The organism is Streptomyces sp. NPDC059649 (genome assembly GCF_042734445.1).
Lineage (GTDB): Bacteria > Actinomycetota > Actinomycetes > Streptomycetales > Streptomycetaceae > Streptomyces.
The window spans coordinates 73,541-87,231 of record NZ_JBHWDV010000005.1; the positions used below are offsets into that span (position 1 = coordinate 73,541).

Consider the following 13,691-nt stretch of genomic DNA (forward strand, 5'->3'; position numbering starts at 1 on the left):
ATAACTTGCTTTCCGCTGAGGCGGGTTGTCCACCAGATGACGCTGTTACGTGACGGCGAGAATCATGAGGACCCGGGGCCGCACTTACCGACCTCCTTGGTTTCCTTCTCAGTTCCTTGCGCGCCGTTGTGGGCGTTAGGGACGTTGGGGACGTGGCGGTTGGGGAAGCCGTAGGTTGCGAGGGCGCCGGTGGCGGCGATGACTGCGAGGACGAGGAGCGTGGCGCTCATCGCGGAGGTGAGGGTGGTCAGCATGGTCGCGAGGGCGACCCCCAGCGTCGGGCCGATGTTCATCGCGGTCTGCTGGAGTCCGCCGGCCACTCCCGCGTGATCGACGGACACCTGGCGCACGATGACCGCCGTTGCCGTGACCATCACCGTGCCGAATCCCGCACCGAGGAGCGCGAAACCTCCGCCGATCGCCAAGGGGCCGGAGGCAGACGTGAGTTGGGAGAGCACGAGGATGCCGGCGGCCAGGAGGGTCATGGCCGTGAAGGAGGTCCGGCGGGAGCCGTGGCGGCGCTGGACTACGGCCGAGGCGGGCGCGCTCAGCACCATCATGACGGCCAGGGGCAGCACCCGCAGACCGCTCTGCAGCGGGTCGAGCCCGAGGACGTCCTGCAGGAAGTACGAGCCGACGAAGAGTGCGCCGAACAGGCCGGCGGAAGCGCACAGCAGGACGGAGAGAGCCGAGACCACGGCTCGTGAGGTGAGGACGGTCGGCGGGATGAGGGGGCTCGCGGTGCGGCGTTCGTGACGGACGAAGGCGGCGCAGGCGGCCGTCCCCACGCCGATGGTGAGCAGGGTGACCACGGTCCAGCCGGATTCCGGGAGGGCGACGAGGGTGTGGACCAGGCACAGCAAGGTGAGGGAGAGGAGGGCGGCTCCGGGGAGGTCAAGGGGGGAGCGTGCGGGCGGGGGTGAGGTGGGCGTGGGGGGTTGTGCGCCGGCTTCGGTGGGGTCGTGAGGGTGGGGCGGGGTCGGCAGGCGGGCGGCGAGGGCCAGGACTCCGACGAGCAGGGCGGGCGGGACGTTGAGGAAGAAGACGGCGCGCCAGCCGAAGTGGGCGGAGAGTGCGCCGCCGAGGACCGGGCCGGCCGCGGCCGCGAGGCCGATGGCGCTGGTACGGAGCGCCAGGGGCATGGCGAGCTGGTCCGGTGGGTACGTGGCGCGCAGCATGCCCAGGGTGGCCGGTTGCAGCAGCGCGCCGAAGACGCCTTGCGCGAGGCGCAGTGCGATCACCCAGCCGATGCCGGGCGCCAGTCCGATGCCCGCGGAGGCGGCACCGAAGCCCAGGATGCCGAGGGCGAAGATCCGTTGGTGGCCGTAGCGGTCACCGAGCCGGCCGGCGAGGACGAGCAGGCTCGCCACGGCGATGAGGTAGCCGGTGCTGGTCCATTGGACCTGTACGAAGGAGGCGTGCAGATCCCGTTGGAGGGCGGGCTGGGCGATGGTCAATACGGTGCCGTCGAGCGCGACGATCACGGCTCCGGTGATGCTTCCGGTGAGGATCAGACGGCGGTGGCGGGCGGAGGAGAGGTAGCGGGGCCGGCGATTGCGGCGTGATTCTGCGGGCGGATGGTGTCCGGGGCCCCCGGCACGGCTGCCTCCGCGGCCTCCCGAGGCGCGTACGTCACCCCCGCGGCCTCCTGAGGGACAGCGGGCAGCGTCGCGGCTTCCACGGCTACTTGAGGATCCGTCAGCATTGCCGCGCGCCCTTGAGGAGCGCGGGAGGCCGGTCATCGGGACTCCGGGCCGAGGTGTGCGTCCAGGGTGGCGCGCAGCAGCGGTTCGAGGTCGTCGGAGCCGGTGGCGAGCGGGAGGCTGCCCCATCCCCACAATTGGGCGACGCCGTGCAGGTTTCCCCACAGGGCACCCGCGATCACCGAGGGCGGCGTATCCGCGGACGGCCGTATCTGGGCGATCAGGTCGACGAGTACCTGGAAGAGCGGGAGGCTGGTGTCCCGTAGGCCGAGCCGGTTGCTCTCCAACAGGTCGTGACGGAACATCAGCTCGTACATGCCGCGTTCGGCCAGGGCGAAGTCGAGATAGGTCCGGGCGAGCGAGGTGAGCCGGGCCCGGGGGGACGCCTCGTTGCCGTCGAGCACCTCGGCGGTCCGGGCTGCCAGGTCGGCGAAGCCCCGGCGGGCGATCGCGGAGAGCAGATCGAGGTGCGTCGGGAAGTAACGGCGCGGTGCACCGTGCGAAACCCCTGCCTGGCGGGCGATTTCGCGCAGTGACAGCGCTTGCACGCCTTCTCTGGCCAGCAGCTCGGCACCGACCTCGACCAGCCGGGCACGCAGCCCCGCGTCCTGCGCGGCTTCCTCGTCCGGGGAGTGCGCAGACGTGTTTCTGGAGCGCGCAGAGGCGTTCGCGGAGTGCGCAGACGTGTTTCTGGAGCGCGCAGGGGCGTTCGCGGAGTGCGCAGCAGCATTCCGGGAGTTCGCAGCAGCGTTCGCGGAGTTCGTAGAGGCAGGCACAGGCATAGACACTGTCTACCAGGAGGTGGTAGACAGTGTCTACTCAAGCTCGCGTGTCCGCGCACGACGACGCCGGCCGCCGCGCCCCGTGGGGGCGAGCGCGACGGCCGGCGTGGAGAACGGGAAGCCGAGGTCCTACTCGACGACCTTGAGCAGCTTGTTGGGCGTGCCCTGGCCCGGGTTGCTGATCTTGTCGGCGGTGGCGCCGCCGGTCAGCGCCTTCTCGACGTCGGCCGGCTTGGCGTCCTTGTGGCCCGCCAGGTAGACCGCCGCGGCACCGACCACGTGCGGGGTCGCCATCGACGTACCCGAGATGGTCTTGGTGGCGTCGTCGCCGCTGTTCCAGTCCGACGTGATGTCGGAGCCGGGGGCGTAGAGGTCCACCACCTTGCCGAAGTTGGAGAAGTCGGACTGCTCGTCCTTGTCGGTGCTGGAGGCCACCGTGATGGCCTCCTTGACGCGCGCCGGGGAGCTCTGGCCCGCGTCGCTGGACTCGTTGCCCGCCGCGACACCGAAGGTGACACCGGAGTCGATGGCCTTCTTCACGGCCGCGTCGAGCGCCTCGTCCGCGCCGCCGCCCAGGGACATGTTGGCGACCGAGGGGCCCTTGTGGTTCTTGGTGACCCAGTCGATGCCGGCGACGACCTGCTCGGTGGTGCCGGAGCCCTGGCCGTCCAGGACCTTGACGGCCACGATCTTGGCCTTCTTGGCGACGCCGTGCGCCTCGCCGGCAATGGTGCCGGAGACGTGGGTGCCGTGGCCGTTGTCGTCCTCGGCCTTGTCGCTGCCGTCGATGGCGTTGAAGCCGTACGACGCGCGGCCGCCGAAGTCCTTGTGGCTGATGTGGACGCCGGTGTCGATGACGTACGCGGTGACGCCCTCACCAGCGCTGTCGGGGTAGTTGTACTTCTTGTCGCCCTTGGTGTCCGCCTGGTCGATGCGGTCCAGGCCCCACGACGGCGGGTTGGTTTGGGTGCCGTCGATGTGGAACTTCTTGTTCTGGACGACCTTGTCGACGGCCGGGTCGGCGGCGAGGCGCTTGGCCTCATCGGCGCTCAGGTCATTGGCCGAGAAGCCGTCGATGGCGGAGGAGAAGGTGCGCTTCACCTTTCCGCCGTACTTGGCGGCGAGGTCGCCGCTCTCGGCCGTACGGATCGACTTCTTCAGCATGACGATGTAGCTGCCGTTCACGGCGCCCTTGGCCTCGGCGCCGTAGATCTTGCCTTCGGCGGGGGCGGGCGAGGCGCCCGCGGTCACCGCGGTAACGGTGGCGATGCCAGTCGCGGCCACCGCTGCGGCTATCGCCGTAACGAGCCGCTTCTTGCTGGAACGCTTGTGAGCCATTGCGAGGGTTCTCCTCGTTCGTGGTGTGGGGGGAAAGCGTTGCGCCAACAGCCCCTGGACACAGGAAAATCTGCGTCGGGCTGACTCGAAACCCTGTCTGATTGATGGGTTCAATTCAAGGGAGACCCCGTCGTGTGAGATAGGCAACAACCCTCTAAAAATGCAAAAGCGCCCAGAATTGGGCAAAGCAAGCCGCCGACTTGAAGCAAGGCGACTCAACTCCGTTTACTTTCGTGTAATGGAGGGAAATGAGACGCCGCCTGCCGGGTGCCGTTCTCGTTCGTCTTTTCTGCGGCAACTGCGCATGCTCTACGGCGACTTCAAGGGCGTCCGCCAAGGACCGCACCGGCTCGCGCGGAGCCTGCCCTGATCCCCGGGTGTGCTCAGCGCTGGTACCGCGCCAGCACCAGATTGCCGTCCCTGATCAGCCGCTTGCGGAGGGTGGCGAGGTCGATCGCGCCGCTGTAGTACTCCTGCAGGCCCGGGGTGGCGATCTTGTCCTTCCACTCCGGATAGCCGCGGACGGACTGGGCCGGGGCGGAGCGGAGGGTTCCGGCGAGCGCGGTGCCGGTCGCCCAGTCGTACCGCGGTACCCGGAGTGCGGGGTGGCGTAGTGCCTCCTGGCCCGTCGGCAACATCCAGTCCCCCAGGGCCAGTCGGACCATGTTGGGCGGCTGAAGGAAGAAGTCGATGAACGCCATGGCCTCCTCCTTGTACGGGCAGTCCGCGGCTATCGACAGGGTCTGCGGGCTGACGCCCTGGTCCTGCGTCGCCCCCTTGGGCGCCGGCAGGACCGTCCAGTCGAAGCCCTTGGGCGCCTGCTGGGCGATCTGCTGACGGTACGAGAAGCCCAGCGGCACCATCGCGTAGCGCCCGGCGAAGAAGCCGGGGAGGGTGTCGGACCCGCCCATGCCCAGCGTCGTACGGGCGGCGCTGCGGTCGACGTTCACCTGGTCGTGGACGATCCGCGGCACCACCTGGTCGACGGCGTCGAAGCGGACCTCCACCGTGCCGTCCGGGCGGCGGTGGAAGACCCGACCGCCGGTGGACAGCGAGAGGTTGAGGGTGGCCGAGACCGGTTCCTTGAGCGGCCAGGCCACGCCGTGGTCGGTGCCGCGGGTCAGTCGCCGGGCCACCTCCGCGAACTCCTCCCAGCTCCAGGGCTCTTCCGGGGTGGGGACGCGGACGCCGGAGCGGTGCAGCTTCGCGCGGTTGGCCACCAGGACCCGTGGTTCCTGGAGGAACGGGACGCCGTGGATACGGCCGCCGAAGGTGGCGGTCTCCCAGCTGCGGTCCGGGATGTCCGCCTTGAGGCGGGCCGGCAGGAGGGAGGTGAGGTCAGCCAGCTCGCCACCGTAGGCGAAGTCCGCGAGGTCGTCGGAGGCGTCATGGATGATGTCCGGCGCCTCGCCGCCCTCGAAGGAGGTCAGCAGCTGGTCGTGGACGGTCGGCCAGGCGCCCTGGACGTACTGCACCTGGACGGCGGGATGCCGGCTGTTCCACTCGGCGACCAGCTGCTTGTTGGCCTTGACGGAGTCCTGCTGCCAGGCCAGCGACTGGAAGCGCAGGGTGGTCCGGCCACCGGACCGGCGCCGCGGGCGGTCGGCGGAGCAGCCCGGGAGCAGGGCCGCGGCGGGCAGCGCGACGGCGGCCGTCAGCAGTCCCCGGCGGCTCCATCGGGCGGGGGGCCTCGGCGCACGGGCGGCGGGCATCAGCTCTTCACCGCCCCGGCGAGCATGCCACCGGTGATCCGGCGCTGGATGACGGCGAAGAGCAGCAGACCGGGGAGGGTGGCGAGCAGGGCGGCGGCGGCCAGCGGCCCGAGGTCGGCGACGCCCTCCGCCCCGAGGAAGTGGGTCAGCACCACCGGGAGGGTCTGTTTTTCGGGCGACTTGAGCAGGACCAGTGCGAAGAAGAACTCGTTCCAGGCGGTGATGAAGGCGAACAGTGCGGTGGCGACGATGCCCGGGGCGAGCAGGGGCCCGGTGACGGACAGCAGCGTACGCAGCCGGCCGGCGCCGTCCACGGCCGCCGCCTCCTCCAGTTCGCGGGGGACGGCCCGGACGTAACCCGTGAGCATCCACAGCGCGAACGGCAGCGACCAGACCACATAGACGAGGATCAGCCCGATCCGGGAGTCGACCAGATGGAGCCCCTTGAGGATCAGGAACAGCGGGATGATCACCAGCACCAGGGGGAACGCCTGGCTGACGATGACCCAGCCGGTGGCCGCCCGGGCGAGGCGGGTGCGGTAACGGGCGAGAACGTACGCCATCGGGGTCGCCAGGACGACGGCGAGCAGAGCGGAAACCGCCGCGGCCAGCAGGCTGTTGCCGACGGCGGACAGGAGCGGCTGCTGGGCGAAGGACTGCCGGAAGTTCTCCAGCGTGGGCGCCTCGGGGATCCAGGTGGGGTGGGCGGCGGCCAGCTCACGGGGCGGTTTGAAGGCGGTGGAGACCAGCCAGAGGAAGGGGAAGGCGAGGAAGGCGAGATAGCCGAGGAGCGCGGCGTACTGACCGGTGCGGGTGGCGGTGCGGCGGAAGGCGGTCATCGGTCGTCGTCCCCCTTCAGCCGGCCGGCCAGATAGAGGGCCAGCAGGACGGAGATCACCGCGACCATCGCCAGGCCCATCGCGGCGGCGTACCCGAACTGGCCGTAGCGGAACGCCTCTTCGTACGCGAAGAGCATCGGCAGTCTCGTACGGCCGCCGGGACCGCCGTCGGTCAGCACGAAGACCAGGGCGAAGGAGTTGAAGTTCCAAATGAAGTTCAGGGCGGTGACGGCGAGGGCGACCGGTCGGAGGGCGGGCCAGGTGACGGTGCGGAACCGGCGCCAGGCGCCCGCGCCGTCGAGGGCGGCGGCCTCGTGCAGTTCACGCGGCACGTTCTGCAGACCGGCCAGCAGCGTGACGGTGGTCTGCGGCATCCCGGCCCAGACCCCGACGACCAGGACCGCGGGCAGCGCGGTGGCCAGGCCGCTGAGCCAGTCCCGCCCCTCGGCTCCGGACAGGCCGAGGCCGCGCAGGGTCTCGTTCAGCACACCGGCGTCCGGGTGGTAGACCAGCCGCCACATGATGCCGACGACGACCTCGGGCATCGCCCACGGAATGATCGCCAGCGCCCGGGCCAGCCAGCGCAGCCGGAGGTCGAGGTTCAGCAGCAGGGACAGGCCGAGGGCAAGCAGGAACTGCGGGACGGTGACGCCGAACGCCCAGATCAGACCGATCCGGAAGGATTCCCAGAACAGGGAGTCGTGGAGGAGGTCGGAGAAGTTCAGCAGTCCGACGAACCCGGTGGCCCGGGTCCGGCCGGACTGGGCGTCGGTGAACGACAGCCCGATGCCGTACAGCAGCGGTCCGACGCTCAGCACCAGGATCGGGAGCAGCGCGGGCAGCACGAGGAACCAGACGCCGTGGTCGCGCCGCGGCCGGCCGGGGCGGCCGGGGCCCGGCGTGGTGGACCGCCGCGTCACCGCGGTCGGCGCTGCTGCCATCGTGGTCCCCCCGTCCCCGCCCCCGGTGGCCGCTCCCCACTCGGCCGCCGTCATCGTCGTGAGGGTGGCTGCCGCCGTCAAGGTCCCGGCCGGATTTGGCGAAGGATCTCCGCAACCGGGGCACCGGGGTCACCTGCGACACTGGGGGCCGGCACGTTTCGCAGGAGGCAGCACCATGACCGAACCGAGCCCGGCCGCCTTCACGGAGGCGCGCGCCCGGGACGTCCTCGCCGCGGCCGGCCGACCGGAGGCGGCGGCCGACGCCCGGCTGCTCGCGCTCGGTGAGAACGCCGTCTTCGCCCTCGGCGAGCGCGGTCCGGTCGTACGCGTGGGCCGCAGCGCCGATCTGCTGGAGCGCGCCGAGCGGGAACTGGCCGTGGCGCAGTGGCTGGCGGCCGAGGGCGTGCCGGCCGTCCGGGCCGCGGAGCCGGTGGCCACGCTCGTCGACGGGCATCCCGTGACGTACTGGCAGCGGCTGCCGGAGGCCGTCCGACCGGCCGGTCCGGAGGATCTCGCCGCGCTGCTCAAGCTCGTCCACGCACTGCCGGAGCCGCCCTTCGCACTCCCCCGCCGCGAACTGCTCGGCGGGGTGGAGCGTTGGCTGCGGCTGGCGGGTGACGCCGTCTCGGCGCCGGACGCGGAGTATCTGCGCGGTCGCCGGGATGCGTTCGCGGCCGCCGCCACGGCGCTGGAGCCGCATCTGCCGCGCGGGCCGATCCACGGTGATGCGCTGCCCCGCAACGTCCATGTCGGGCCCGACGGGCCGGTGCTCGTCGACCTGGAGACCTTCTCCGTCGACCTGCGGGAGCACGACCTGGTCGTGATGGCGCTGAGCCGGGACCGCTACGGCCTGGCCGCGGACGCCTACGACACCTTCGTGTCCGTCTACGGCTGGGACGTGCGCGACTGGGAGGGCTGCGCCGTGCTGCGCGGTTCGCGGGAGACCGCGAGCTGCGCCTGGGTGTCCCAGCACGCGCCGGGAAATCCGGCGGCCCTGAAGGAGTTCCAGCGCCGGATCGCCTCCCTTCGTGAGAAGGACGCGACCGTGCGGTGGTACCCCTTCTGACCCGACGTCGCGGCGACCGGCCGGCCCCTGCGCCTGCCGTGCCCGGCGTCGTGACGGTCGGGCCGGCCCCAGCCCCGGGCCGGCGTCACGGTGGTCGGCCGGTCCCTGCCCCGGACCGACGGCACAGCGGTCGGCCGACCCCTGCCCCGTACCGACGGCCGCCGGATCAGACCCTCGCCGCCTGATACGGGATCAGCGGCCAGGCCGGCTCGACCATCGCCTCCGGGTCGCCGGTGCGCCGCAAGTACTCCTGGAAGGACGCGGCCTGCTCGGCGGCCGCCTGCTCCTGGAGGGCGTGCAGCGCGCGTGGCGACGGAAGGGCGACCGCCGGATACCGCTCGCCGATGCGCCGGGCGACCCCCGCCGCGGCCGCGGCATCGGCGCCCGCCTCGTGTGCCCCCTCCAGCCGGACGCCGTAGTGACCGCAGAGCGCCTGCAACGCGCGGCGTCCCTTGCGGTAGCGGTCCACGTGCTTGTCGAGCACCAGCGGGTCGATGACCGGTGCGGGCGCGCGCCCGAGCCGCCCGGTCAGGGTCCGTACGCCATGGCGCCGGCACTCGCGGTCCAGGAGGGAGAGGTCGTAGCGGGCGTTCATCACCACGAGGGGGATGTCCGCGCGCAGGGCCTCGGCCAGCGCCTCGGTGATTTCCTCTATCGCGGTCGCGGGCGGGCGGCCGTGCGCCTGGACATATGCGGTCGAAATGCCGTGGATCGCCGCCGCTTCGTCGGGTATCGGCACTCCCGGGTCGAGCAGCCAGGTCTGCTTCCCGGCCGCCCGGCCGTCCCCCTCCAGCCGGATCAGGGCGGCGGTGACGATGCGGTCCTGCTCGACGTCCGTGCCCGTGGTCTCCAGGTCGAAGCCGACCAACAGCTCCTGATGCCAGCTCATGCCGGTACCTCGCTTCGCCCGGTCCGGCGCGCGCCCGGCGCGTCCCTTACGGTGCCGAGCTCGCCACGCTCGCCCATGCGGCCTCCTTCGGTGGTACTTCCCCCGTTGCTCGCCCACTCTCGCACGCACCACTGACAATCGACCGGCCGCCCGTCACCACCCGGCGAACCGGGCCCACGGGGAACCACCGTGAGCCGGGCACGAGCGGGGCGGCGTCCCCCTAGGCTGGCCGCATGGACCTACGGCTGGCAGGGCGCGGGGCGCTGGTGACGGGCAGCAGTTCGGGGATCGGGGCGACGATCGCCGAGACACTGGCGGACGAGGGGTGCGAAGTCCTCGTCCACGGCCGGAACGCGGGGGCCGCGGCGGCCGTCGCCGAACGGGTCGCGGCGCGCGGCGTACGGACGGAAGTGGTGCTCGGGGATCTGACGGAACCGGGCGTGGCGGAGCAGGTCGCCCTGACCGCACGGGACTTCGGCGTCCAGATCCTCGTCAACAACGCCGGGCCGTTCGCCGAGCACGACTGGGAGAGCTCCCGGGCGTCCGACTGGCGGGCCGCCTTCGAGGGGAACGTACTGCCCACGGTGCGGGTCAGCCAGACGCTGCTGCCCTCCTTGCGCGCGCACGGCTGGGGCCGGGTCATCACCATCGGCAGCCGGGCCGTGCGGACGCCGCTGCCCAACATGGTGACGTACTCCGCCGCCAAGGCCGCCGTGGTGAACATGACCACGAGCCTGGCCCGGCACCTCGCCGGGACGGGGGTCACCGCGAACTGTGTGAGTCCGGGGGTGATCGTCAGCCCGTCGATGTACCGGATGTTCGAGGAACGGGCGGCGGACACGACGGACATGACGGACACGGCGGTTGAGGGGAACGGCGCCATGGCGGCCGAGGGGACGGCGGGCGCCGTCGACGAGGCGGACCTCGTTGCCGCGTACGCCGCGAACCCGACCGGACGGCTGGGGCGCCCGGAGGACATCGCGTCCGCGGTCGCCTATCTGGCCAGCCCGCGCGCCGATTACGTCAACGGGATCGAACTGCGGGTGGACGGCGGCATCACGGGGACGCCGTAGCGCAGCACCACCTCACCCTCGTACCACGGCCGCTTCCCCGGTCATGCCTGCCGCTTCGATCACGTCTGCCGCCCCCGTCACGTCTGCCGCCCCGGTCACGTCTGCCCCCGCGGTCACCTCGGCCACCAGATCCTCCGGAGTCGCCTCCGCCCCGCGCGCGTACGCCGCCCCGAAGGCCGTGGCGCCCAGTCCGCGGCGTGCGGCGGTCGTGCTGCGTGTCACGTCCGCGCGTTCCGCGGCCGGCTGGGGTGCCCCGGCGGCGGTGCGCAGGGCGTCCGCCGCGCCGAGCAGTCGGGCCGCGGAGGCGAGGCGGCCGGTCAGCGTCTGGGCGCCGGCCAGGCCCTCCAGGGCCATGGCGACGGCGCGGGGGTCGCCGGTGGCGCGGGCCGCGGCGAACCCGTCGAGGTGGCGCTCGCGGGCGGTGGCGGCGTCCCCCCGGAGCTCGGCGAGGAAGCCCAGTTCGGCCAAAACGAACGCGGTTCCCGGGTCGCCCTCCCGGCCGCGGCACCACTCCAGCCAGGGCAGCAGATGCGCCTCGGCCGCGTCGAGCCGGCCCTCCCTCCTTGCGCCGAGGGCGAGTCCGCACTCGGCGAACATCTCGCCGCGCAGATGGGACTGTTCGGCGGCCAGCCGCCGTCCCCGTTCGTGGTGGTCCCGGGCCGCCGCCAGGTCGCCGGTCAGCAGCGCGATCCGGCCGAGTCCGGAGAGCTTGTAGGAGGCCTGGATCCGCAGGCCCAGCTCCTCGGCGCTGCGCAGTCCCTCCTGGTGGAGCCGGGCCGCGCGGTCGTAGTCGCCGGTGATCTCGGCGATCGCGGCCAGTGCGTCGGTGGCCTGCAACTGGCCCCAGCGGTCGCCCAGTTCGGCGAAGAGCGCGGCGCTCTCCTCGGCGGCGCGGCGGCGGGCCGGCAGGTCCTCACCGCCGGTGCCCTGGGCGCGGCTGCTCAGCGCCGCCGCGGTGCCCCAGCGGTCGCCGAGCGCCCGGAACGCGGTCAGCGCCCGCACCATCCGGTCCGCCGCCACGCCCGGGTCGCCGAGGCCCACCTGGGCGTGGCCCAGGAACCACTGGGCCCAGGCGCGTTCGCCGGGGTCGTCATGGGTTTCGTAGCGGCGGAGGACGGCGGCCGCCCGTGTGACCGGGTCGGTGTCCCCGCCCGCCAGGGAGGCCATGCCGACCTGCCAGGCGGCCGCCCGCAGCCGCCGGCCCGCCGGGACGTCCGGGTGTGCCCCTTCGGACGCGGTCAGCGCGGCCTCCAGCGAGCGGCCCGCCTCCGCGAGCCGGCCGCGCAGGAACCAGTACCAGGCCAGGGCGTTCACCAGCCGGAGTGCCCGGTCCGCGGCGCCGTGCAGGACCGCGCCGTCCAGGGCGGCGCGCAGGTTGGCGGTCTCCTGGTCGAGCCGCTCCAGCCATTCCCGCTGGGCGGATCCGTAGAGCAACGGGGCGGCGCGTTCGGCGAGTTCGGTGTAGTGGAGCTGGTGCCGGCGGCGGATCGCGGACAGCTCGCCGGCCTCCCTGAGCCGTTCCAGGCAGTACGCGGCGACGGTCTCCAGGAGCCGGTAGCGGGTCCCGTACGGCGTCCGGGCGACCGTCACCAGCGAGCGGTCGACGAGCCGGGCCAGCAGCTCCGGAATGTCCTCGCGGGCGGTGTCGTCGCCCGCGCAGACCGTTTCGGCGGCCTGGAGGGTGCAGCCGTCGGCGTGGACGGCCAGCCGGCGCAGTACGGTGCGCTCGGGGGCGGGCAGCAGCTCCCAACTCCAGTCGATCATGGCGCGGAGGGTCTGCTGTCGGCGTGGGGCGCCGCGCCGGCCGGCGGCCAGCAGCCGGAACCGGTCGTCCAGCCGGGCGCTCAACTCCCCCACGCCCAGGGCGCGGACACGGGTGGCGGCGAGTTCCAGGGCGAGGGGGATGCCGTCCAGCCGGCGGCAGATCTCGGCGACCGCGGGGGCGCTGTCGGCGTCCAGGACGAAGCCGGGGTCGGCGGCGGCCGCGCGGGCCGCGAACAGGGCGATCGCGCCGTCCGGCGCCAGCGGCGGCACCGGCCGGATCCGCTCGCCGGCGAGGCCCAGCGGTTCCTGGCCGGTCACCAGGATGCGCAACTGCGCTGCGGCGGCGAGGAGTGCGGCGGTGACCTCGGCGGCCGCGTCGACGAGGTGCTCGCAGTTGTCCAGGACCAGCAGCAGGCGTTTGCCGCGGACCGCCGCGACCAGGCGTCCGGCCACCGGTCCGGCCGCCGTGCCCTCCTGGACGCCGAGCACGGCCAGCACCGCCTCGGCGACCTCCGCGGCGGTGCACTTGGCGCGGCGGCCGCCTTCCGGATCGTCCGGGCGGCCGAGGGCGGCCAGCTCCACCAGCCAGATGCCGTCGGGGAAATCGTCGGCCAGCTGGCCGGCGGTCTCCAGCGCCAGGCGGGTCTTGCCGACGCCGCCCGGACCGGTGAGCGTCACCAGGCGGTGCGCCGCCAGGGCCTGCCCGACCTTGCGCACCGCGTCCTCGCGGCCGAGGAGTTCGGTGAGCGGGGTGGGGAGGTTGGTGCGCGGGAGGGGGTGCCGGGCCGGCTGCGCGCCCGGGGTGTGCGCCGGCGCCGGGGCGCTCGCGGGCTGGGGGTGCCAGGGTTCCTGGCGCAGGATCGCCTGGTGGACCGCGGTCAGTTCGGCGCCGGGGTCGACGCCCAGTTCCTCGGCCAGCCGGGTACGGATCTCGTCGTACGCGGCCAGCGCCTCGCTCTGGCGGCCGGAGCGGTACAAGGCGGTCAGCTGGAGCGCGCGCAGCCGTTCGCGCAGCGGGTGCCGGGCCACGAGGGCGGCCAGTTCGGCGGTCAGCGCGGTGTGTTCGCCCAGTTCCAGGCGGGCGGCGGCGTGCTCCTCCAGGCCGGTCAGCCGCTGTTCCTCCAGGCCCTCGGCCACCGGGCGGATCAGGTCGTCGTCCGCGCAGCCGGCGAACGCCGGGCCCTGCCACAGGTCGAGGGCCTCGGCGAGCAGCCCGGCCCGGTCCGCCGCGGAACGGGCGGCGCGTGCGCGGGTGGTGAGCGCGGTGAAGCGGCCGGCGTCGAGGGCGTCGGCGGTGATGTCCAACCGGTAGCCGGGCGGGGCGGTGGCCACCAGTCGGCGGGCACCGGGTTCGGCGGTGTCCAGGGCGCGACGGAGCTGGGAGACCTTGCTCTGGAGGGACGCGGTGGGGTGGGCGGGCGGCCGCGGGCCCCAGAGGTGCTCGACGAGCCGGCCGGCGGACACCGGACGGCCGTGGTGCGCCAGGAGAGCGGCGAGCAGGGCCCGTACCTTCTTCTCCGGGACGGGGGCGGGGCGGCCGTCGGCGGACCGCACGTCCAGAGGGCCCAGTACGCGGAAGTGCAT

At 72.9% G+C, this 13,691-nt stretch carries 10 protein-coding genes; 2 read left to right on the plus strand and 8 right to left on the minus strand.

Annotated features, from left to right (window positions below):
• Positions 1-62 precede the first annotated feature (62 nt).
• From ACFV1J_RS10040 to ACFV1J_RS10065, 6 genes are all read right to left on the minus strand, one after another.
• Positions 63-1,484, minus strand: coding sequence for an MFS transporter (locus tag ACFV1J_RS10040; protein ID WP_385856809.1), 1,422 nt, complete (start codon positions 1,482-1,484; stop codon positions 63-65).
• 254 nt (positions 1,485-1,738) lie between these two features.
• Entirely contained in the window at positions 1,739-2,290 is a 552-nt protein-coding gene (locus ACFV1J_RS10045) for a TetR/AcrR family transcriptional regulator (protein WP_385856954.1), read from the minus strand.
• 324 nt (positions 2,291-2,614) lie between these two features.
• The gene (locus ACFV1J_RS10050; protein ID WP_385856810.1) at positions 2,615-3,823 is read right to left on the minus strand and encodes a S8 family peptidase; all 1,209 of its coding nucleotides are present in this window, start codon (positions 3,821-3,823) and stop codon (positions 2,615-2,617) included.
• A gap of 383 nt (positions 3,824-4,206) precedes the next feature.
• Complete coding sequence (locus ACFV1J_RS10055) at positions 4,207-5,535, minus strand: extracellular solute-binding protein (RefSeq protein WP_385856811.1); 1,329 nt, start codon at positions 5,533-5,535, stop codon at positions 4,207-4,209.
• Complete coding sequence (locus ACFV1J_RS10060; RefSeq protein WP_385856813.1) at positions 5,535-6,374, minus strand: carbohydrate ABC transporter permease; 840 nt, start codon at positions 6,372-6,374, stop codon at positions 5,535-5,537. Before ACFV1J_RS10060 ends, ACFV1J_RS10055 begins: the two co-directional genes overlap by 1 nt.
• Positions 6,371-7,315 carry a carbohydrate ABC transporter permease gene (locus ACFV1J_RS10065; protein ID WP_385856955.1) on the minus strand — a complete coding sequence of 315 codons (945 nt, stop codon included), beginning with the start codon at positions 7,313-7,315 and terminating at the stop codon, positions 6,371-6,373. Before ACFV1J_RS10065 ends, ACFV1J_RS10060 begins: the two co-directional genes overlap by 4 nt.
• Before the next feature lie 175 nt (positions 7,316-7,490).
• Between ACFV1J_RS10065 and ACFV1J_RS10070 the strand changes: the two genes are divergently transcribed.
• A complete protein-coding gene (locus ACFV1J_RS10070; RefSeq protein WP_385856814.1) occupies positions 7,491-8,381 on the plus strand; it encodes an aminoglycoside phosphotransferase family protein in 891 nt (296 codons plus the stop codon).
• A gap of 166 nt (positions 8,382-8,547) precedes the next feature.
• On the opposite strand, the gene ACFV1J_RS10075 is transcribed toward ACFV1J_RS10070, so the two are convergent.
• A complete protein-coding gene (locus ACFV1J_RS10075) occupies positions 8,548-9,270 on the minus strand; it encodes an exonuclease domain-containing protein (protein ID WP_385856815.1) in 723 nt (240 codons plus the stop codon).
• A gap of 233 nt (positions 9,271-9,503) precedes the next feature.
• Between ACFV1J_RS10075 and ACFV1J_RS10080 the strand changes: the two genes are divergently transcribed.
• Positions 9,504-10,343 (plus strand): SDR family NAD(P)-dependent oxidoreductase, encoded by an 840-nt coding sequence (locus ACFV1J_RS10080; RefSeq protein WP_385856816.1) that lies wholly within the window; start codon positions 9,504-9,506, stop codon positions 10,341-10,343.
• Positions 10,344-10,355: 12 nt separating this feature from the next.
• Here the strand turns inward: ACFV1J_RS10080 and ACFV1J_RS10085 are convergent, their stop codons facing one another.
• Positions 10,356-13,691 carry a BTAD domain-containing putative transcriptional regulator gene (locus ACFV1J_RS10085; RefSeq protein ID WP_385856817.1) on the minus strand — a complete coding sequence of 1,112 codons (3,336 nt, stop codon included), beginning with the start codon at positions 13,689-13,691 and terminating at the stop codon, positions 10,356-10,358.

Excerpts from the sequence above, each read along its gene's own strand:
- ACFV1J_RS10070 (WP_385856814.1), top strand. The coding sequence starts at position 7,491 with ATGACCGAACCGAGCCCGGCCGCCTTCACGGAGGCGCGCGCCCGGGAC.
- ACFV1J_RS10050 (WP_385856810.1), bottom strand. The coding sequence starts at position 3,823 with ATGGCTCACAAGCGTTCCAGCAAGAAGCGGCTCGTTACGGCGATAGCC.
- ACFV1J_RS10060 (WP_385856813.1), bottom strand. The coding sequence starts at position 6,374 with ATGACCGCCTTCCGCCGCACCGCCACCCGCACCGGTCAGTACGCCGCG.
- ACFV1J_RS10055 (WP_385856811.1), bottom strand. The coding sequence starts at position 5,535 with ATGCCCGCCGCCCGTGCGCCGAGGCCCCCCGCCCGATGGAGCCGCCGG.
- ACFV1J_RS10080 (WP_385856816.1), top strand. The coding sequence starts at position 9,504 with ATGGACCTACGGCTGGCAGGGCGCGGGGCGCTGGTGACGGGCAGCAGT.
- ACFV1J_RS10065 (WP_385856955.1), bottom strand. The coding sequence starts at position 7,315 with ATGGCAGCAGCGCCGACCGCGGTGACGCGGCGGTCCACCACGCCGGGC.
- ACFV1J_RS10075 (WP_385856815.1), bottom strand. The coding sequence starts at position 9,270 with ATGAGCTGGCATCAGGAGCTGTTGGTCGGCTTCGACCTGGAGACCACG.
- ACFV1J_RS10085 (WP_385856817.1), bottom strand. The coding sequence starts at position 13,691 with ATGCACTTCCGCGTACTGGGCCCTCTGGACGTGCGGTCCGCCGACGGC.